Source organism: Pseudomonas sp. ICMP 10191 (genome assembly GCF_001467335.1).
Taxonomy (GTDB): Bacteria; Pseudomonadota; Gammaproteobacteria; order Pseudomonadales; family Pseudomonadaceae; genus Aquipseudomonas; species Aquipseudomonas cerasi.
In genome coordinates, this window is record NZ_LKGW01000157.1 from 166063 (window position 1) to 184913 (window position 18851).

Below are 18851 nucleotides of genomic sequence, written 5' to 3' on the forward strand. Positions count from 1 at the left end.
ATTACTGAGTCTTGGTCTTTTCAGTGGTGGTGCTCTTGTCGTGCGTACCGTGTGTCGTCTTGTTGTCGTGCTTCATCGAACGCTCGGCTGCCGCTTCCTTGCTTTCAGCTTGCGCGCCTGGAGTCTCGGACGAGGTGCGGTCCATCGGCTGGGTATTGGTGCCCGGCAGTTTGGTCGCATTCTTGTTGATCGGGGTTTCAGGGGTGGTGGTCGACTCGGCAAAGGCGGCACCCGAAGCTACAGCCATCAGGCCAGCAAGAGTCAGGGCAGTCAGTTTGGTCTTGATCATGATGATTACTCCGTTGTTTTAAAGTACTCACGTTGGTCATTGGCCAGTGGCCATAGGTGCCGTCGAACCCGACGAACGGTAGATATGTTCGATGCATCAAGGCTTACGCCGTTGCTGTCCGCCGTGAGAGTCATCGCGCGCCCTTTTCGGTCATTCACGCCCCCCTTAACGCCGTCGACAGCGAAGTTTTAAGTTGATTTAGCTATAACTTGACCACTCGGTCATTTACAAAGCTTCTTAAAATCACACTTTCTTACATTTTTATAACGAAGCGGGCATTCCGCTACCTGATGAGTGGTGGCAGAAGGCTATTTGGGCTTGCGGGTCGAAAATGTCCCGTAAACATTGGGTTTGGAAGGGGTTTTCGTAGCTGGCGACGTAGGAAATCACTTACAAAAAAGTTCCCCTAACGACACGATTCGTTGGATTGTCATTAAACAGCAACATTTGAGGTTTTAAATCCGCCTCGGGCCTCCTTAAGTGGACCACCACACAATCTCCTGGACTGAGGTATTACCGTGATTCTGCTGACTAAAAAACGCTTGTCGCTTCTGATCGCATCGCTGTGCCTTAGCGGTGTGGCTCACGCGACTGATGTAACAGGCGCTGGTTCGAGTTTCGTCTACCCGGTTATTTCGGCGTGGTCCCAGGACTACAGCAAGAGCAAGGATAACCGTATCAACTATCAGTCCATCGGTTCGGGTGGTGGTATTGCCCAGATCAAGGCTGCGACCGTTGACTTCGGTGCATCCGACGCCCCGATGTCTGCAGAAGATCTGCAGGCCGGCGGCCTGGGTCAGTTCCCAAGCGTGATCGGCGGTATCGTGCCGATCGTCAACGTCGAAGGCGTCGAAAGCGGCGAGCTGAAGCTGGACGGTCCAACCATCGCCAAGATCTTCATGGGCGACATCAAGAAGTGGAACGACCCGGCAATCACTGCGCTGAACTCGGGCGTCAAACTGCCTGATACCGCAATCACCGTCGTTCACCGTTCGGACGGTTCGGGCACCACGTACAACTTCACCAACTACCTGAGCAAAGTCAGCCCGGAGTGGAACGAGAAGCTGAAGTTCGGTTCGACCGTGCAGTGGCCAGCAGGCGTGGGCGGCAAGGGTAACGAAGGTGTTTCGGCCTACGTGAAGCAGATCAAGGGTTCGATCGGCTACGTCGAGTACTCCTACGCAACCACCAACAAACTGTCCTACACCCAGTTGAAAAACGCTGCCGGCAAATTCATCAAGCCTGACGCCAAGGCATTTGCTGCCGCCGCCGACACTGCCGACTGGGCAAGCGCCAAAGACTTCAACCTGATTATGACCAACGCGCCGGGTGAGGCTGCATGGCCGATCACCGCGACCACCTGGATCATCATGTACAAGAAAGCCAAGAACGAAGAGAAAAGCACGGCTGCTTTCGACTTCTTCAAGTGGTCCCTGGAAAACGGCCAGAAGCAGGCCGAGAAACTGGAATATGTAGCATTGCCGAAATCGCTGGTTGACCGCGTGGAAAGCTACTGGAAAACGGAATTCACCAAGTAAGTGATTCAACCCGTACCACCCCTGTCATCAGCCGCGATATCGGCTCGGTGACAGGGGCTTTTCCTTGCGAGTGGCCTCAACATGACTGAAAACACCCAATACCTGTCCGCTAACGTCTCCGCTGGTGAGTCCGAGGGCGAGAAGCGCGCCAAACGGGATCATCGTCATGACCTGTGGTTCAAGCGTTCATTGCAGGCTGCAGCGATGCTGGTGCTTGCTTTGCTGGGTTGTATTGCCTTGTCGACCCTGTGGGGCGGCAGTCTGGCATTCCAGACTTTCGGGTTTGGCTTTCTGACCAGTACCGAGTGGGACGTGAACGCCGGCAAGTTTGGCGCTCTGGTTCCGATCTACGGCACCCTGGTGACCTCTTTTCTGGCTTTGCTGATCGCCGTACCGGTGAGTTTCGGCATTGCAATCTTTCTTACCGAAGTGGCGCCGCCCTGGTTGCGCATGCCGATCGCCTCGGCCATCGAGCTGCTGGCCGGTATCCCTTCGATCATCTACGGCATGTGGGGGCTGTTCGTCTTCGGCCCGTTCATGGCTGAACACCTGTCGCCGTGGATCACCGAAAACCTTGGCGCACTGCCGCTGATCGGTCCGATGTTCCAAGGGCCGCCGTTGGGTATCGGCATGCTGACAGCCGGTATCGTACTGGCGATCATGATCACGCCGTTCATTACCTCGGTGATGCAGGAAGTCTTCCGCACCGTGCCCGTGGCCCTCAAAGAGTCGGCCTATGCACTGGGCGGTACAACCTGGGAAGTGGTCTGGGATATCGTGCTGCCGTACACCCGATCGGCCGTGGTCGGCGGTGTGTTTCTGGGGCTGGGGCGCGCGCTCGGCGAAACCATGGCGGTAACCTTCGTACTGGGCAACGCGCATCAGTTCTCGGCTTCGCTGATGATGCCGAGCAGTTCGATCGCTTCGGTGATCGCCAACGAGTTCAACGAGGCCTACACCGACTTGCACCGTTCGGCACTGATCGCCCTTGGCTTCCTGTTGTTCGTCGTCACCTTCATCGTGCTGGCCCTTGCACGCCTGATGCTGTCGCGCCTTTCGCGTAAGGAGGGGTTATGAGTAAGGATGTGACCGGCAGCGAGCACCTGTATCGGGTTCGCAGCATCAAGAACAAGATTGCGATGGTGCTCAGCTGTGGTGCCACTGCCTTCGGCCTGCTGTGGCTGGTGTGGATTCTGCTGACCACTATCATCAAGGGCATCGACGCGCTCAACCTGCAACTGTTCACCGGCATGACTCCGCCGCCTGGTACCGAGGGTGGACTGGCCAACGCGTTCTACGGCAGCGTGCTGATGTCCGGCATCGGCCTGCTGATCGGTACGCCGATCGGCCTGATGGCCGGCATCTGGCTGGCCGAGTTTGCCCGCTACACCAAACTGGGCAACGCCGTGCGCTTCATCAACGACATCCTGCTGTCGGCACCTTCGATTGTGCTCGGTCTGTTCGTCTACACCGTCGTGGTACTGCCACTCAACGCGGTGACAGGCCATCAGGTGGGCTTTTCAGCGATTGCCGGTGCGCTGGCGCTGGCATTGCTGGTGATCCCTGTGGTGGTGCGTACCACTGACGAGATGATGCAACTGCAACCCTCGACCATGCGTGAAGCTGCGCTGGCGCTGGGTGTGCCGCAATGGAAGCTGACCCTGCAAATCGTCCTTCGCGCGGCCAAGGCTGGTGTGGTAACCGGCGTATTGCTCGCATTGGCACGCATCACCGGCGAAACCGCGCCGCTGCTGTTCACCGCTTTCGGCAACCAGTTCTGGAGCAGCGATCTGCTCAAACCCATCGCCAGTGTTCCGGTGGTGGTTTTCCAGTACGCCATGAGCCCGTTCGATGACTGGCACTCCCTGGCATGGGCCGGTGCGCTGGTCATGACGTTGTTCGTACTGATACTGAGTCTGCTGTCTCGCTTAATTCTTCTGCGCAATAGGGCGTCCTGATGAACAACCTTTCCCTGGCCAACGAAAAAACCAAGATCCAAGTGCGCGGTCTGGAGTTTTTCTACAACAACCAGAAGTCGTTGAAGTCCATCGACATGACCATCCCCGAGAAGCGCATCACGGCGATCATCGGCCCGTCGGGTTGCGGTAAATCGACCCTGCTGCGCGTCTTCAACCGCATCTACGCGATGTACCCGAAGCAGGAAGCGCGTGGTGAAGTGCTGCTCAATGGCGAAAACATCCTGGCCCCAGGTTATTCGATGAACCGCCTGCGCAGTCATGTGGGCATGGTGTTCCAGAAGCCGGTGCCGTTCCCGATGTCGATCTACGACAACATTTCCTACGCCATCAAACATCACGAAAAACTATCGCGTCGGGAAATGGAAGATCGCGTCGAGCAGGCCCTGCGTGGCGCGGCCTTGTGGGACGAGGTCAAGGACAAGCTCAAGCAGAGCGCGACCGGTCTGTCCGGCGGTCAGCAGCAGCGTCTGTGCATCGCCCGTACCATCGCGCTGCGTCCTCAGGTATTGCTGCTTGACGAGCCGACCTCCGCGCTCGATCCGATCTCGACTGGTCGTATCGAACAGCTGATCACCGAGCTTAAAGAGCAGTTCACCGTGATCATCGTGACTCACAACATGCAGCAGGCGGCGCGTTGCTCCGACTACACCGCCTTCATGTTCATGGGTGAACTGATCGAGCACGGCGACACCGATACCATCTTCACCAAGCCCTCCAAGACCCAGACCGAAGATTACATCACTGGTCGTTTCGGCTGATCATCCGGCCAGGGCGGGCGCTTCCTGGCGCTCGCCCATGAACTCCTCGATCCTGCTGCGTAGCCAACGCTCGGCAGGGTCGCTGTCCATCACACTCAGCCACGTCATCGACAGGTCCAGCCCCGGTGTGGGGAAGGGCAGTGGCTCGTCATACAGCAAGCCCAATGCGCTCATGGCCTTTGCCGCATAGTCGGACAGCCCCGAAATCATGTCGGTGCCGGCCATCAATGCGGGCAGGGTGGCGAACTGCGGCACCGACAACACCACCTGACGCTTGCGCCCCAGCGCGGTCAGCCACTCATCGGCGAAACTGCTGACACTCGCGACGTGCGACACCACAACATGTGGGCGCGAGCAGTATTCGTCCAGGCTCATGGGGCTGGCAGGCTTGTCGGCGCGCACCAGCCTCGGCTGCACGTTACGCAGCGTCTTGCGCTTGGCATTGGCGGGCAGTTCACGGGTCAGGCAGACGCCAACGGTGATATCGCCGGACATCAGCACCTCGGAAATATTCAGGTAGTCGACGTGCTTGACCACGATCACCACGCCGGGCGCTTCCTGGCGGATGGCCTTGAGCATCGCCGGCAGCAGGCCGAATTCGACGTCATCGGTCAGGCCGATGCGAAAGGTCATCTTGCTGACCGACGGGTCGAAGTCGGTGGTCAGGCTGAGCGCTGTGGACATGGCGTCCAGCGCAGGCGTCAGGTGCTTGAGAATCTCGTGAGCGCGCGCGGTGGGTTCCATGCGATGGCCGACGCGGATGAACAGTGGATCATTGAGCAGACTGCGCAGGCGATTCAAGGCAGCGCTTATCGTAGGTTGGCCGAGAAACAGTTTTTCGGCTGCGCGGGTGACGTTACGCTCCTGCATCAATGTTTCGAATACCACCATCAGGTTGATGTCGGCCTTGCGCAGTTCATTTCGATTCATTGCTGTTCCTTGGCATCAGACCTGGACGGCCAAGTCTAGGCAGTCCACGCAGAAGGCGTCCAGCATTTTGCCTCTGCATGATGAAACGTCTGCTTACGGTTCTTCGGGCAGGAAAAGGGCGAATCTGTAAGGGGAAACAGGGTCTACTGGCAGGCCTGCGGTTTAACGTAAAAACCGCCTTGGATTCCCGATCCCTAGCTACAGGAGGTGCCCCTTATGCGGGCTGCAAAGATTGCCGGTATGTTGATGTCGCTGACGCTGTCAGGCGCAGCACTGGCTGAGACGCCCGGTTATGGCCAGCAACTGGAGGGTTTTACTTACCCTCACGCGCTGCATAAATTCAGTTTCCAGTCCCAGGGCCAGACGCTGGAAATGGGTTACATGGACGTCGCGCCGAGCGGCAAGGCCAATGGCCGCACAGCGGTGCTGCTGCATGGCAAGAATTTTTGCGCTGCGACCTGGGAAGACACCATCAAGGGGCTGAGCGCTGCGGGCTATCGCGTTGTCGCACCGGATCAGATCGGTTTCTGCACCTCGACCAAGCCGGAGCACTACCAGTACAGCTTCCAGCAGTTGTCGATGAATACCCATGCGTTGCTGGAAAAACTGGGTATCGACAAGGCGTCGGTAGTCGGTCACTCCACGGGCGGCATGCTGGCCACGCGTTATGCGTTGATGTACCCGAAGCAGACCGAGAAGCTGGTGATGGTCAACCCTATCGGTCTGGAAGACTGGAAAGCACTCGGCGTGCCGTACCGCAGCGTCGATCAATGGTATGAACGAGAGCTGAAGACCACCGCCGAAGGTATTCGCGCTTACGAGCAGAAGACCTACTACGATGGCCGCTGGAAGCCGGAATATGACAAGTGGGTTGACATGCTGGCCGGTCTGAACAAAGGGCCGGGGCACAAGATCGTGGCCTGGAACTCGGCGTTGATCTACGACATGATTTTCACCCAGCCGGTGTTCTACGAGTTTCCCAGGTTGCAGGTGCCGACGGTGCTGATGATTGGCGATGCCGATACCACTGCCATCGGCAGCGACATCGCGCCGCCTGAGGTCAAGGCAAAGATCGGCAATTACAAGGTACTGGGCAAGCAGGTGACGCAGATGATTCCAGGCGCCAGGCTGGTGGAGTTCAAGGGCAAGGGCCATGCCCCGCAGATGGAGGATCCGCAGGGTTTCAACAAGGCACTGGTCTCCGAGCTTCAATAAGCTGCACGTCATGCCATGCAGCAACCTGGTCCGACAGCCACCAGGTTGCCTGCGACCGGCACTGCAGATTAAACGGCAATTTCTACCAGATCACCCTTGAGCCTCACCGGCCAGACGTCCAGCCGCTGTTCCGGGTATTCGATGCAACTGCCGTCGTGCAGGCGAAAGTGCTGCTTGTACAGCGGCGAGGCGATGACCAGCTCGCCCGCGATCTGCCCGATCAGACCACGCCCGATCACGTTGGCCCCGGATTTGGGATCGCGGTTGTCGATGGCAAAGAGCTGCTCGCCCTGTGCGGTTTCGGGCAGGTAGAACAGCGCGACCTGCGCGCCGTCCAGCCACGCCACGACGCCTGAATTGGCAACCAGATCCGCGCGTCCGCACAGGGGCTGCCAGTGTAACTGCGCTGCCGCGGGCGCATTGTTGCCGGCGATTATTGTCTGAGACGCGTTCATCACACCACCTCCTTGAACAACGGGATAAGGGCCAGCTCTTCGGGTTTTGCCGGCCGGCGCTGGGCGCGTTCCTTGACGAACTGCACGTCGGGGTCAGCACGCCCGTCGTTGACGAAGGTGCGGAAGCGCTTGAGCTTTTCCGGGTCCTTGAGGGCGTTGGCCCATTCGCATTCGTAGCGGTCGACCACCAGTTGCATCTGCGACTCCAGCTCTGCGGCCAGGCCCAGGCTGTCGTCGATGATGACCGCCTTGAGATAGTCGAGGCCGCCTTCCAGCGATTCACGCCAGACCGAGGTACGCTGCAGCTTGTCGGCAGTGCGGATGTAGAGCATCAGGAAACGGTCGATGTAACGAATCAGGGTTTCATCATCCAGATCGGTGGCGAACAGCTCGGCGTGACGCGGACGCATGCCGCCGTTGCCGCACAGGTAAAGGTTCCAGCCGTTTTCGGTGGCAATCACGCCGACGTCCTTGCTCTGCGCTTCGGCGCATTCGCGGGTGCAGCCGGATACCGCAAACTTGAGTTTGTGCGGCGAGCGCAGGCCCTTGTAACGGTCCTCGATGCGCAGCGCCATGGCGACACTGTCCTGCACGCCGTAGCGGCACCAGGTGCTGCCGACGCAGGATTTAACCGTACGGGTCGACTTGCCGTAGGCATGGCCGGTCTCGAAGCCTGCCTCGATCAGCTCGCTCCAGATATCCGGCAACTCGTGCAGTTGCGCGCCGAACAGGTCGATGCGCTGGCCGCCGGTGATCTTGGTGTACAAGTCGTATTTTTTCGCCACCGCGCCAATCGCTATCAGGCCGTCAGGGGTAATCTCGCCACCCGGAATACGTGGCACCACCGAGTAGGTGCCGTTTTTCTGCATGTTGGCCATGAACGTATCGTTGGTGTCCTGCAGAGGCACCAGCGAAGGCTCGGTGATGGGGCGGTTCCAGCACGACGCCAGGATCGAGCCGACTGCGGGCTTGCAGATGTCGCAGCCATGCGCGCCTTTGCCATGGCGAGTCAGCAGCTCGTCAAAGGTTTCGATGCCTTCGACGCGGACCATCGAGTACAACTCTTGGCGGGTATGAGCGAAGTGTTCACACAGGCTTTTATCGACCGCCACGCCGCGAGCCAACAGTTCATGCTCGAAAACCTGTTTGAGCAGTGCGGTGCAACCGCCGCAGCCGGTGGCGGCCTTGGTGCAGGACTTGATTGCGGTCAGATCGGTGCACCCATTGTCGATGGCCGAGCACACGGCGCCTTTGCTGACGTTATGGCAGGAGCAGATGGTCGCTGTGGCGGGCAGGGCATCGGCGCCCAGCGTCGGCGCGCCTTCACCACGCGGCAGAATCAGGCTCGATGGATCGGCGGGCAGCGGGATGCCGTTCTGCGCATACTGCAGCAGCGTGTCGTAATAGCTGTTATCGCCGACCAGCACAGCGCCGAGTACCTGCTTGCCATCGGCCGACACCACCAGGCGACGGTAGCTGGCGGTGGCTTCATCAATGAAGCGATAACTGACGGCCCCGGCCAGCGCACCATGCGCATCACCGATGGAGCCGACATCCACACCCAGCAACTTGAGCTTGGTGGACATGTCGGCGCCGAAGAACGCGTCGGTATCCTGTTCGCACAACTGTGCTGCCACGCCGCGGGCCATTTGATAGCCGGGCGCGACCAGGCCGAACACGCTGCCGTTCCAGGCTGCGCATTCGCCGATGGCATAGATATCAGCGTCGCTGGTGCGGCAGTGCTCGTCGATTGCGATGCCACCGCGTGGGCCGAGCGCCAGCTCACACTGACGGGCCAGGGCGTCTTGCGGACGAATACCTGCGGAGAACACGATCAGGTCGGTCTCGAGAAACTCGTCGTTGGCGAAGTTCATCCGATAGCGATACTGCTTGCCGTCGCTGATCGACTGCGTGGCGCGGGACAAATGCACGCCGACGCCCAGCGCTTCGATACGCGCCTTCAATGCAGCGCCACCGAGGTCGTCCAGTTGCACCGGCATGAGACGCGGCGCGAACTCGACGACATGGGCTTCCAGCCCCAGGGATTTAAGCGCATTGGCCGCTTCGAGTCCGAGCAGACCGCCGCCGACCACTACGCCTCGGCGGGCCTTCGACGCGGCATAGCGAATGCTGTCCAGATCCTCGAGTGTGCGATAGACCAGCCGGGAATTGCCCCGCGCGCCTTCGATAGGCGGTACGAACGGGTAGGAGCCCGTGGCCAGGATCAGTTTGTCGTAACCGAAGCAGCCTTCGGCGGTGATGATTTCGTGACGATCACGATCGATTTCCAGCACCGGTACGCCGAGGTGCAACGTCAGGCCGGGTTGTTCGTAGACAGACATCTCGCTCATGGCCAGCGATTCGGCGTCGCGGCCTGTGAAGTATTCGGACAGGTGCACGCGGTCATAGGCGCGCTGTGTTTCCTCGCCAAAGACGTGGATGCGATAGCGTTCGAGTGCGCCGCCTGCGATCAACTGCTCGACGCAATGATGCCCGACCATGCCATTACCGACGACGATCAGGGTTTTTACATCGTTGAGGGGGAAGACTGTGGTGTTCATAGCGAGTCCCGGCCGAGGCCAATCAGGTTTTTCAAAGCAAAAAAAAGCGCCCGGAACCGTTCGGTTCCAGGCGCCTTTGCCTGTTGTCTTATTGGGTATTCGGGGGTGCCATCGAGCCACGTTGCCGGAAGCACCCGAGTAGCCCTCTGGTCTCTGCGAGACTGGCGATCCACGTCGATCAACCGGGGCGGCCCGACCACATTCATGGTGGGGTTGTTGAGGATTATGCAGAGGTTGTGCCAGCTTGCGTCGGCAGCGCTCCAAGCCCGAACTGGCAATGCACGCAAGGCTGCGCAGTGTTTACGACGGCGTCCGGCGCATGATTTTTCCTGCATTGCATTGGTGCGCATCGAAGGGTTTGCGCTGTAAAGCTGTGCGCCGTACGCGGAGCGTGGGTACGATAACGGCGTGCCTGCGGTCTGTCATTGATTCTGCCCGCAGGGCGCAGGAGCGACCGCGGCGATCCTCATTGTTCGCGAAGACGGTGGGTAAGACGACGCATTTCCTCAGACTGTACCGGCCCTTTCGCGAACAAGTTCGCTCCCACGGCCTTCGGCCAGAATCAAAAGCGGACTTGCGTACAACGCGGAGCGCTCCGCGTGGGAATGCCTGTCGTGACGCTCTGCGTCACAATTCTGCGCCGCACCGCTTGTTCTATAGTTAAGCAGTGCGTTCAAAAGCCCAAGTCTGGCGTAACATTTGTATCTCCCTGCAATTCCCCCAATAAGTCCGTGCTCATGAACATCACTATTACTGAGGTACACCCCTCCGAGATCCCGCACACCGTCGATTTCGTCATGCGTGCGCGTGCCGGAATCTTTCCCTTGCTCGACACTGTCACCGTTCCGCCCGATCTGGCCGGTTTCGAGCAGGTGTATCTGGCCGGGGAGGACGGCAAGTTTCTGATCGCCCGCAGTGAAGGGCAGATCATCGCGGCTGTGGGCTACCTGCCGTTTGATCATCGTTTCCCGCAGCTCGATTATCGCGGGCGCAGAACCGTTGAGATCGTGCGCCTGTTCGTCGCGCCGGAGTTTCGCGGCGACGGGCTGGCCAGCCGTTTATGTCAGGCGCTCTGGGCCCATGCCGAGGCAGGTGGCATAGAGGTTTTGTACCTGCATACCCATCCGTTTCTGCCCGGCGCGATCCGTTTCTGGGAGAAACAGGGCTTTGCCTTGACCGATGTAGAGAGCGATCCGGTGTGGAACACGACCCATATGGAGCGCGTTCTTTAAGAGGGCTTTGTCAGAAGACGAAAGGGGCTGGCAGGGCGCCAACCCCTTGCATCGATCAGTGCGGAGAACGCTGACGCGCAGTCTTGAGCAGGTCTTCCGGTGTGATATGGCCGACCACCGATTTGGCCGCCGCGCTGCCGGGGAGCGGCAAGTCGAGAATGTGACCTTTCATCTTGCCGATCACGTGCATTTCGCAAGGCTTGCAATCGAACTTGAGGGTCAGCACTTCATCACCGTGCACCAGTTGCATCGGCGCGACCTTGGTGCGCACGCCCGTCACACCTTTGGCCTGTTTCGGGCACAGGTTGAACGAGAAGCGCAGGCAATGCTTGGTGATCATCACGGGCACTTCGCCGGTCTCTTCGTGGGCCTCGTAGGCCGCGTCGATCAGCTGTACGCCGTGGCGATGATAGAAGTCGCGAGCCTTCTGGTTGTAGACGTTGGCCAGAAAAGACAGATGCGACTCCGGGTACACCGGTGGCGGGGTCGTCTCCGCCTTGCGGCCACCGCGCGGATGAGCCTTGATTCGCGCTTCGGTCAGTGCCTCGATGGCGTCGCGGCGCAGGGTCTTGAGCTGCGAGTTGGGTACGAAGAACGCCTGTGGCGCGTCAAGCCTGACGTCCTGGGCATGATAGATCGTGGTGCCCAGTTGAGTGAGCAGGTCACGCAACTGATCCAGCGCCTGTTCGGGCTTGTTGGCCGCGCCAAACGGTCCATCGAGACCGACCGTGACGCTCACGCCTTCTTCGCTGGTGGCTTCCAGGCTCAAGTGTTCTTCGCGCAGCGTGACCTGCCACTGAACGCCGATACGACGTTCGGCCGAGGTCTTGAGCAGCGCCTGTTGCCAGTTGTGGTCCAGGTTGCGGTTCAGCGGATGATTGGGGCGTACGCGCGACAGCGCTGCGGGCATCTCGTTGGGCTCTACGCGATAGCGCCAGCGCTTCTGGCCGTCCTCTTCGAACTCGCCCTTGAGCTCGGCGATGTTGGCACGGAAGCCCACCACTTCACGCTTGATCTGCACATTGAGGCCGTCGCCGTTGGACAGCGGCTCGTGGGTCACGGCGATCAGGTCGCGCTTGCCGAGCTTTTCAACGGTGCCCACCGCCAGACCGGTGAAGGTCGGCGTGTCGAACGCGCCGATGTCGATCTTGCGGTCGCTGACGAAATAATCGGTGCTGCCGCGATGAAAGGTCTTTTCCGGGTCCGGCACGAAAAAGTGCGCGGTACGGCCGCTGGAAGCGGGTGCGAGGTCCGTGCGGTCTTCGAGAATCTCGTCCAGACGCTGGCGATAATAGGCCGTGATGTTTTTCACGTAGCCCGCATCCTTGTAGCGCCCTTCGATCTTGAACGAGCGCACGCCGGCGTCCACCAAAGCACGCAGGTTGGCGCTCTGATTGTTGTCTTTCATCGACAACAGATGCTTTTCGAAGGCCACAACGCGACCCTGATCATCCTTGAGGGTGTACGGCAGGCGGCAGGCCTGCGAGCAGTCGCCACGGTTGGCGCTGCGGCCGTTTTGCGCGTGGGAAATATTGCACTGCCCGGAGAACGCCACGCACAGGGCGCCGTGGATGAAGAATTCGATGGCCGCATCGGTTTCATCGGCGATTGCGCGGATTTCCTGCAGATTCAGTTCCCGGGCCAGCACCAGCTGCGAGAAACCGGCCTGATCGAGAAACTTCGCCCGGCTCAGGGTGCGAATATCGGTTTGCGTGCTGGCGTGCAGCTCGATGGGCGGAATGTCCATCTCCATCACCCCGAGGTCCTGCACGATCAACGCATCCACGCCGGCGTCGTAGAGCTGGTGAATCAGCTTGCGCGCGGGCTCCAGCTCGTCGTCATGGAGGATGGTGTTGATGGTGGTAAAGATCCGCGCGTGGTAGCGGTGCGCGAATTTGACCAGCTCGGCAATGTCGCTGACCTCGTTACAGGCATTGTGCCGCGCACCAAAGCTCGGCCCGCCGATATACACCGCATCGGCACCATGCAGGATGGCTTCACGGGCGATGGTCACATCCCGTGCAGGGCTGAGCAATTCCAGGTGGTGCTTGGGTAACGACATGGCAACGGGATCCGGCTGCGGGCAAAGCGCGCATTGTAGTGCCACAGACCGCGCGGTGCACCTGTTGCAGATGGCAGCAGGTGCCGGACTGACCATCGGCGTGGTTCAGCGCGAGCGCAGGCGCAGAATCTTCGCCCCGTCACTGGGGTCGGTCAGCCAGTGCGCCACCACGCCGAAGGTGCTCAGCAAGCGTTCCGGAGTCAGTACCTCGAGCGGCGCACCCAGCGCGACCAGCCGACCCTTTTCCATGACCGCCACACGGTCGCAGTCCAGCGCCTGATTCAGATCGTGCAGGGCAATCACGGTGGTCACCGGCAAGGCCCTGACCAGGCCGAGGATGGTCAGTTGATGCTGGATGTCCAGATGATTGGTCGGTTCGTCCAGCAGAAGGATCTGCGGACGTTGCGCCAGCGCCCTGGCGATGTGAACACGTTGCCGCTCGCCACCGGACAAGGTGTGCCAGGCGCGTTTTTTCAGGTGCAGCATGTCCACATCCTGCAGCGCCTGGCGAACGATTGCATCGTCCTCGGCGCTCCACGGCTCGAGTGCCGACAGCCAGGGCGTGCGGCCCAGTTCGACGGCATCCAGCACGGTCACGGCGTCGCTGGTTTCAGCCTGCTGCTCGACCACCGCCAGCAGGCGCGCCACGTCCCTGCGGCTCAATGACTCAAGTGCTTGCCCGCCCAGGCTGACCGAGCCGCTGACCGGCTTCTGAATACCGGCCAGTAGCTTGAGCAGGGTGGATTTGCCCGAGCCGTTGGGACCGACCACGGCCAGGGTTTCACCTGCGGCAATGCTCAGGTCGACATCGCGCAGCAGCGCTGCGCCACGTACCGAATAACCCAGACCGGAACAACCGAGTACCGGTGCACTGAGCGGATGAGGTAAGGCATTCATCGCGTGCTGTTGCCCCGGATAAGAATCAAAGCGAAGACCGGTGCGCCGATCAGTGCGGTAATCACCCCGATCGGCAGCGCCTGCCCCTTGATCAGTGTGCGCGAAAGGATATCGGCAGCGATCAGAAACAGTGCGCCGCTCAAGGCGCTCAACGGCACCAGCCGGGCGTGCCGGACACCGACCAGCATCCGCACCGCGTGCGGGATCACCAGCCCGACGAAGCCGATGGAGCCGACAATCGAGACCATCACCGCGGTGACCAGCGCAGCGCTGGCGATCAGGATGATCTGCACGCGCCGTACCGCGATCCCCAGCGATGCCGCCGAGTCGCTGCCGAAGGTGAACGCGTCCAGCGCTCGCCGGTGCCAGAGGCACACCAGCAGGCCTGCCAGCACCGTCGGCACAGCCAGCCAGACCGAGTGCCAGCGCACGCCGCTGAGGTTACCCAGCAGCCAGAACATGATGCCGCGTGCCTGCTCGGAGCTTGCCGATTTGGTGATCAGAAACGAGGTCAGGGCATTGAACAGTTGCGACCCGGCGATCCCGGCCAGAATGATCTGCCCGGCTGCCGTCGTGCCGCGTGAGGAATGCGCCAGCAGGGCGACCAGCGAAAACGCCGCCACGGCCCCGACAAAGGCGCCTGCCGACATCGAGATCGCACCTGCACCAAAGCCCAGAATGGCGACCAGTACCGCGCCTGTCGAAGCCCCTGCGGAAATCCCCAGCAGATACGGGTCTGCCAGCGGGTTGCGCAATAACGATTGCAACACCACACCACAGATCGCCAGCCCGGCCCCGCAGGCCGCCGCGACAATGGCGCGGGTCAGCCGGTAGTTCCAGACGATGCCTTCGTCTATAGGGTCGAGTACATAGCCAGCGCCCCAGAGTTTGTTGGCCAGCACCTGGAAAACCACGTTCAGGCTGATCGAGGTTTCGCCGATCGCGGCCCCGATCATGATCGCCAGCACCAGCACTGCCGAGACCCAGAGCACATGAACCAACGCTATCGGCAATCTCATTTGGCAGCGTTGAAACGGTTGGCGGCGTCAGCCAGTTCCTCGAAACCGGTAAACAGACGCAGGCCCGCCTGCATGCCCTCGGCGTCGATGATCACGATCCGGTCATGCTTGACCGCGTCCATGTTGCGGGTCACCGGGTCGGTCTTGAGGAATTCGATTTTTTTCAAGTAATCGTCAGCCGGGAAGCGGCGGCGATCCATGCGCGCGATGACCAGAATGCTCGGGTTGGCTTTGGCGATGGTTTCCCAGCCCACAGTCGGCCATTCCTCGTCGGACTGAACGATATTGCGCATGCCCAGGCTGTTGAGCATGAAGTCCGGAATGCCTTTGCGGCCGGCCACGAAAGGGTCGCTGGCGAGGTCGGAGCTGGAGAACCAGAACAGCGCCGAGACGTCATTGGCCTTGTTCTGCCGGACGTTGGCGATCGCTGCGCTCAGGCGGGCCTTGAGGTCGGCAACCAGCGCGTCGCCGCGATCCCGCACATCGAAAATCTGCGCCAGTTGCTCGATGCTCTTGTAGATGGTGTCGATGCGGAACGGCTCCAGGCGTGTGCCATCGGCACCGACCAGATTGTCCTTGCCTTCGCAGTCGGACGGCAGGATGTAAGTGGGTATCTTCAGGTCATGGAACTGCTCGCGGGTGCCGACCACGCCCTGTTTGCCGACCATCCACTCCAGTTGCACGGCCACCAGTTCCGGTCGCTTGCCAATCACCGCTTCGAAACTGGGCTCGTTGTCGGCCAGGCGCTCGACCTTGTCGTTCTGCGCCTTGAAGCGTGGCAATACATTGTTGAACCACAGGGAAGTGCCGACCAGTCTGTCGCCGAGGCCCAGTTCGTAAAGCATTTCGGTGCCGGCCTGGCCAATGGTGACGGCCTTGGTCGGCGCATGCTGGAAGGTCAGGGTCGCGCCACAGTTTTCAAGGGTCAGCGGGTACTGAGTGGGGGCGGCGAGGGCCAGGGTGGACAGCGTCAGGCTGGCAGCGAGTGCGGCGAGGCGGGGCAGCGACATGAAATGCGGTCTCCGTTGGAGCAGGTGCCAGGGCGCAATGCACATCAGGAAACACATCCCCGGATGATCACCGGGCACGACAGGAAATGCCGACGCGTGCGGATGTCCTTCCCGGACACCCCGCCGGTTAGTGGATTGAAGCGGGTCGGCAGGTCTCCTGACTGACACGTCAGCGCCAGGCTCCGGCCTTCCCGGATCACGATCCAGTGGCAGTCATGGAGCAGGCTCGGTGCCTACAGTTGCGGGGGCAGTTTCGTTTTTCGCCTGGTGAGAAAGGCGTGCGAATTCCCTGTTAGTTCCTCTCGGAAACCGACGCGCGGCATGGTAAACGATAAGCGTTTTAGTGGCTAATCCTTTGCGCACAGCTGCTGCAGCACACGGTCTGTGAGTCCAAAACCGTCCCGATGGGCACGGAACTTTCGGGAAAAACGCTTAAATTATCTTCATGTTCACGTCCGTAAAACCGCAAAGGCCCATTCCAGAGCGTTCGCGTGAAAAACATGGCGCTGGGCCACAACACGTTTTTCACATCTTCTTCACCGCATCGGGACGATGCTGAACCTATCTTGCCTGCATGGGAGCGGCACAGACCTCGGGCACTCCCTGGGTCAACGCCACACATAGGTTCATGGCAGGAGTGGTCCCTTGACCGACACGATAATCAACAAGAATGTACTTCCCGGTTCGGGCATCAGTCAGCGCTACAAATTGCATCGGCACATCGTATCGATGTCCGTTGCCGTCGTGCTGACGGCTATCTGTGCATGGTTCTACTCGGCGTTCTCGGGTGTGCATGTGGTGGACCTGGGGGTCGGCAGCAACCTGAGCGTTTCCGGCCTTCGCGAGCACTGGCGGCAAGGCAATGTGGTGGTGATGATTCGCCACGCCGAACGCTGTGACCGCTCAAGCAACCCGTGCATGAGCGACGCCGACGGCATTACCTCCAACGGCCGCGACGCCGCTCTGGCGGTGGGCGCCGGGTTGCAGAAAATGGGCATGGACCACGCGCGCATGATCGCCAGCCCCAAGACCCGCACGCAACAGACTGCGCAACTGTTGGCCGGGCACGCGGTGGCTGGCCAGGACTGGATCAACGACTGTGACAGCGGCTTCATGAAAGCGGTGCAGGCCCACAAGGTCAGCGGCGAGAACATGGTGCTGGTGACCCACAGTGGCTGCATCGATCAGTTCGAGCGCAAGGTCGGCGTACCTGGCGGCGAGCGCTCCAGTGAGTACGCCCAGGCGTTTTTCGTACAAATAGACGGCAGCCATCCGCCGAAAATCCTCGGCTCCCTGAATGCCGGGCAATGGGCAAACCTCAACAGCGAGCAATTCAATTGACGACATCTTCCAGCGCCAGGCTGCGGTTCTACGGCATCAACCTGGGTGTACCGGTGTTTTTCGCGTTACTGGTCTTCGTCACCTTCGACTTGACCACGATCGACCGGCAACTGAGTGACCTGTTTTTTGATTCGACGGCCGGGGTGTTTCCCATCGGCCAGAGCCATCTGTTCGAGAACATCACACACAGATGGGCGCGGATCCTTCCGAACTGGACCGGAGAGCTGGCGATCATTGGTGCGATGCTGTCCTTTGTCTGGCCGTTGCTGGAAAAATATGATGATTCGCGCCTCGCGAGGCGGCTGACGGGCTCTCGGTTGGGCACCTTCCTGCGCTTTGCACGCAGGCACCGGCTGGACTTCTTTTTCGTCATCGTTGCCTTTGCGCTGAGCACCGCCATGATCCATTACCTGAAAAGCCATACCAGCGTTTACTGTCCTGTCGAGACTACCTTGTACGGTGGCAGTCAGGCGCACATCGAGTGGTTCAGGAACTTCAACCTGCTGCACGAGGCCGGCGCCGGGCGATGCTGGCCGGGCGGTCACGCGTCAAGCGCGTTCAGTCTGCTGGCCCTGTACTTCGTGGCTCGTCGCTATTGCTGGCGGCATTCGAATACTCTGCTGGCGACCATTCTGCTGCTCGGGATGATTTACGGCACCACGCGGGTGCTGCAAGGCTGGCACTTCATGTCGCACACCTTCTGGGCAGGTATTGTGGTGTGGCTGAGCACGTTGCTGGTTGCCTTGTGCTTCTATGGCCGATCGAGGTTGCAACAGCCGATTCGCCAGGCGTTGGCCGTCAACAAACCTGATGCATTCGTCACTCGACCTGCAGACGCACTGGCGACAGGTTCCCGGTCGGCCGGGTAGAACAACAACAAGGCGCGGCAATGAACATTCTGGTTATTGAAGACCATCGTGATATCCACGATAACCTGCTGGAATTCTTCGAGCTCAGGGGGCATGCGGTAGAAGGGGCGCTGGACGGCCTGAGCGGGCTGCATCTGGCCGCGTCGAAACGCTTCGATGCGATCATTCTCGACATCATGCTGCCCGGCATCGACGGCAACCAGATCTGCCACAGCCTGCGCCAGTATTCGAAGTCGGAAGTCGCGATTGTGATGCTCAGCGCGCGCGATGAACTGGATGATCGGCTCACCGGTTTCAAGGTGGGGGCCGACGACTACATCACCAAGCCGTTTGCAATGTCCGAAGTGCTCGCCAGGGTAGAAGCGATCGTTAGCCGACGGCAGCGCCAGGACAACCGGATGATGGTGGTTGCCGACCTGCAGTTCGATCTCGACACCCTGGAGGTCACCCGCAAAGGCGTGCCTTTGAAGCTCAACCCGACCAACATGAAGCTATTGGAACTGCTGATGCGCAAAAGCCCGCATATCGTCAAGCGGGCCGAGCTGGAAGAGGCGCTTTGGGGCCGTGATGCCCCGAACAGCAGCAGTTTGCGCAGCAACATCCATGTGCTCAGGCGGGTACTGGATGGCGGGCACGACACGCCGTTGCTGCACACGGCCCATGGCCTGGGTTACAAGCTGTGCGCGCAGCGCTGAG

17 protein-coding genes and 1 riboswitch are annotated in these 18851 nt (G+C 60.2%); of the genes, 9 read left to right on the top strand and 8 right to left on the bottom strand.

Going from position 1 to position 18851, the window contains the following annotated elements:
- Position 1: 1 nt before the first annotated feature.
- Positions 2-289: a hypothetical protein gene (locus AO388_RS23940; RefSeq protein WP_003371935.1), complete on the bottom strand. Its 288-nt coding sequence runs from the start codon at positions 287-289 to the stop codon at positions 2-4.
- Positions 290-807: 518 nt separating this feature from the next.
- Between AO388_RS23940 and pstS the strand changes: the two genes are divergently transcribed.
- The 4 genes from pstS to pstB all read left to right on the top strand — a co-directional run bounded on the left by pstS (position 808) and on the right by pstB (position 4564).
- Positions 808-1827 carry a phosphate ABC transporter substrate-binding protein PstS gene (gene pstS, locus AO388_RS23945; protein WP_003371938.1) on the top strand — a complete coding sequence of 340 codons (1020 nt, stop codon included), beginning with the start codon at positions 808-810 and terminating at the stop codon, positions 1825-1827.
- A gap of 81 nt (positions 1828-1908) precedes the next feature.
- Positions 1909-2904: a phosphate ABC transporter permease subunit PstC gene (gene pstC / locus AO388_RS23950; protein WP_003371940.1), complete on the top strand. Its 996-nt coding sequence runs from the start codon at positions 1909-1911 to the stop codon at positions 2902-2904.
- The gene (gene pstA, locus AO388_RS23955; protein ID WP_003435912.1) at positions 2901-3785 is read left to right on the top strand and encodes a phosphate ABC transporter permease PstA; all 885 of its coding nucleotides are present in this window, start codon (positions 2901-2903) and stop codon (positions 3783-3785) included. Before pstC ends, pstA begins: the two co-directional genes overlap by 4 nt.
- Positions 3785-4564, top strand: a complete 780-nt coding sequence (pstB, locus tag AO388_RS23960) for a phosphate ABC transporter ATP-binding protein PstB (protein ID WP_002553918.1) — start codon at positions 3785-3787, stop codon at positions 4562-4564. The genes pstA and pstB overlap by 1 nt, the downstream gene beginning before the upstream one ends.
- On the opposite strand, the gene AO388_RS23965 is transcribed toward pstB, so the two are convergent.
- Positions 4565-5494: a LysR family transcriptional regulator gene (locus tag AO388_RS23965; RefSeq protein WP_003371946.1), complete on the bottom strand. Its 930-nt coding sequence runs from the start codon at positions 5492-5494 to the stop codon at positions 4565-4567.
- Positions 5495-5710: 216 nt separating this feature from the next.
- Between AO388_RS23965 and AO388_RS23970 the strand changes: the two genes are divergently transcribed.
- Entirely contained in the window at positions 5711-6709 is a 999-nt protein-coding gene (locus tag AO388_RS23970; RefSeq protein WP_003435909.1) for an alpha/beta fold hydrolase, read from the top strand.
- 68 nt (positions 6710-6777) lie between these two features.
- Here AO388_RS23970 and nirD read toward each other — a convergent pair whose 3' ends face one another.
- Both nirD and nirB read right to left on the bottom strand, forming a co-directional pair.
- The gene (gene nirD / locus AO388_RS23975) at positions 6778-7164 is read right to left on the bottom strand and encodes a nitrite reductase small subunit NirD (RefSeq protein WP_003435908.1); all 387 of its coding nucleotides are present in this window, start codon (positions 7162-7164) and stop codon (positions 6778-6780) included.
- Positions 7164-9725: a nitrite reductase large subunit NirB gene (gene nirB, locus AO388_RS23980; protein WP_058417301.1), complete on the bottom strand. Its 2562-nt coding sequence runs from the start codon at positions 9723-9725 to the stop codon at positions 7164-7166. Before nirB ends, nirD begins: the two co-directional genes overlap by 1 nt.
- A 737-nt stretch (positions 9726-10462) precedes the next feature.
- On the opposite strand from nirB, the gene AO388_RS23985 reads away from it, so the two are divergent.
- Positions 10463-10957: a GNAT family N-acetyltransferase gene (locus AO388_RS23985; protein ID WP_058417302.1), complete on the top strand. Its 495-nt coding sequence runs from the start codon at positions 10463-10465 to the stop codon at positions 10955-10957.
- Between the two features lie 55 nt (positions 10958-11012).
- Here AO388_RS23985 and AO388_RS23990 read toward each other — a convergent pair whose 3' ends face one another.
- The 4 genes from AO388_RS23990 to AO388_RS24005 all read right to left on the bottom strand — a co-directional run bounded on the left by AO388_RS23990 (position 11013) and on the right by AO388_RS24005 (position 15945).
- Positions 11013-13019 (bottom strand): peptidase U32 family protein, encoded by a 2007-nt coding sequence (locus AO388_RS23990; RefSeq protein WP_058417303.1) that lies wholly within the window; start codon positions 13017-13019, stop codon positions 11013-11015.
- Positions 13020-13124: 105 nt separating this feature from the next.
- Positions 13125-13916: an ABC transporter ATP-binding protein gene (locus tag AO388_RS23995; protein ID WP_058417304.1), complete on the bottom strand. Its 792-nt coding sequence runs from the start codon at positions 13914-13916 to the stop codon at positions 13125-13127.
- Entirely contained in the window at positions 13913-14935 is a 1023-nt protein-coding gene (locus AO388_RS24000; protein WP_032609862.1) for a FecCD family ABC transporter permease, read from the bottom strand. Before AO388_RS24000 ends, AO388_RS23995 begins: the two co-directional genes overlap by 4 nt.
- Positions 14932-15945 (bottom strand): ABC transporter substrate-binding protein, encoded by a 1014-nt coding sequence (locus tag AO388_RS24005; protein WP_003371964.1) that lies wholly within the window; start codon positions 15943-15945, stop codon positions 14932-14934. Before AO388_RS24005 ends, AO388_RS24000 begins: the two co-directional genes overlap by 4 nt.
- Before the next feature lie 130 nt (positions 15946-16075).
- Positions 16076-16274, bottom strand: a riboswitch (cobalamin riboswitch).
- 316 nt (positions 16275-16590) lie between these two features.
- Here AO388_RS24005 and AO388_RS24010 point away from each other — a divergent pair.
- Genes AO388_RS24010 through AO388_RS24020 form a run of 3 tightly spaced genes read left to right on the top strand, consistent with a single transcriptional unit; the run spans position 16591 to position 18850 of the window.
- Complete coding sequence (locus AO388_RS24010) at positions 16591-17286, top strand: histidine phosphatase family protein (RefSeq protein WP_003371965.1); 696 nt, start codon at positions 16591-16593, stop codon at positions 17284-17286.
- Positions 17253-18155: a phosphatase PAP2 family protein gene (locus AO388_RS24015; protein WP_044308774.1), complete on the top strand. Its 903-nt coding sequence runs from the start codon at positions 17253-17255 to the stop codon at positions 18153-18155. The genes AO388_RS24010 and AO388_RS24015 overlap by 34 nt, the downstream gene beginning before the upstream one ends.
- 20 nt (positions 18156-18175) lie before the next feature.
- The gene (locus AO388_RS24020; protein ID WP_003435895.1) at positions 18176-18850 is read left to right on the top strand and encodes a response regulator transcription factor; all 675 of its coding nucleotides are present in this window, start codon (positions 18176-18178) and stop codon (positions 18848-18850) included.
- Position 18851: the final 1 nt, after the last annotated feature.

Coding starts and splice junctions, on each gene's coding strand:
- AO388_RS23940 (WP_003371935.1), bottom strand. CDS start 289: ATGATCAAGACCAAACTGACTGCCCTGACTCTTGCTGGCCTGATGGCT.
- AO388_RS24015 (WP_044308774.1), top strand. CDS start 17,253: ATGGGCAAACCTCAACAGCGAGCAATTCAATTGACGACATCTTCCAGC.
- AO388_RS24005 (WP_003371964.1), bottom strand. CDS start 15,945: ATGTCGCTGCCCCGCCTCGCCGCACTCGCTGCCAGCCTGACGCTGTCC.
- pstB (WP_002553918.1), top strand. CDS start 3,785: ATGAACAACCTTTCCCTGGCCAACGAAAAAACCAAGATCCAAGTGCGC.
- pstA (WP_003435912.1), top strand. CDS start 2,901: ATGAGTAAGGATGTGACCGGCAGCGAGCACCTGTATCGGGTTCGCAGC.
- AO388_RS23995 (WP_058417304.1), bottom strand. CDS start 13,916: ATGAATGCCTTACCTCATCCGCTCAGTGCACCGGTACTCGGTTGTTCC.
- AO388_RS24020 (WP_003435895.1), top strand. CDS start 18,176: ATGAACATTCTGGTTATTGAAGACCATCGTGATATCCACGATAACCTG.
- AO388_RS24000 (WP_032609862.1), bottom strand. CDS start 14,935: ATGAGATTGCCGATAGCGTTGGTTCATGTGCTCTGGGTCTCGGCAGTG.
- nirD (WP_003435908.1), bottom strand. CDS start 7,164: ATGAACGCGTCTCAGACAATAATCGCCGGCAACAATGCGCCCGCGGCA.
- AO388_RS23990 (WP_058417303.1), bottom strand. CDS start 13,019: ATGTCGTTACCCAAGCACCACCTGGAATTGCTCAGCCCTGCACGGGAT.
- AO388_RS23970 (WP_003435909.1), top strand. CDS start 5,711: ATGCGGGCTGCAAAGATTGCCGGTATGTTGATGTCGCTGACGCTGTCA.
- pstC (WP_003371940.1), top strand. CDS start 1,909: ATGACTGAAAACACCCAATACCTGTCCGCTAACGTCTCCGCTGGTGAG.
- AO388_RS23985 (WP_058417302.1), top strand. CDS start 10,463: ATGAACATCACTATTACTGAGGTACACCCCTCCGAGATCCCGCACACC.
- AO388_RS23965 (WP_003371946.1), bottom strand. CDS start 5,494: ATGAATCGAAATGAACTGCGCAAGGCCGACATCAACCTGATGGTGGTA.
- nirB (WP_058417301.1), bottom strand. CDS start 9,725: ATGAACACCACAGTCTTCCCCCTCAACGATGTAAAAACCCTGATCGTC.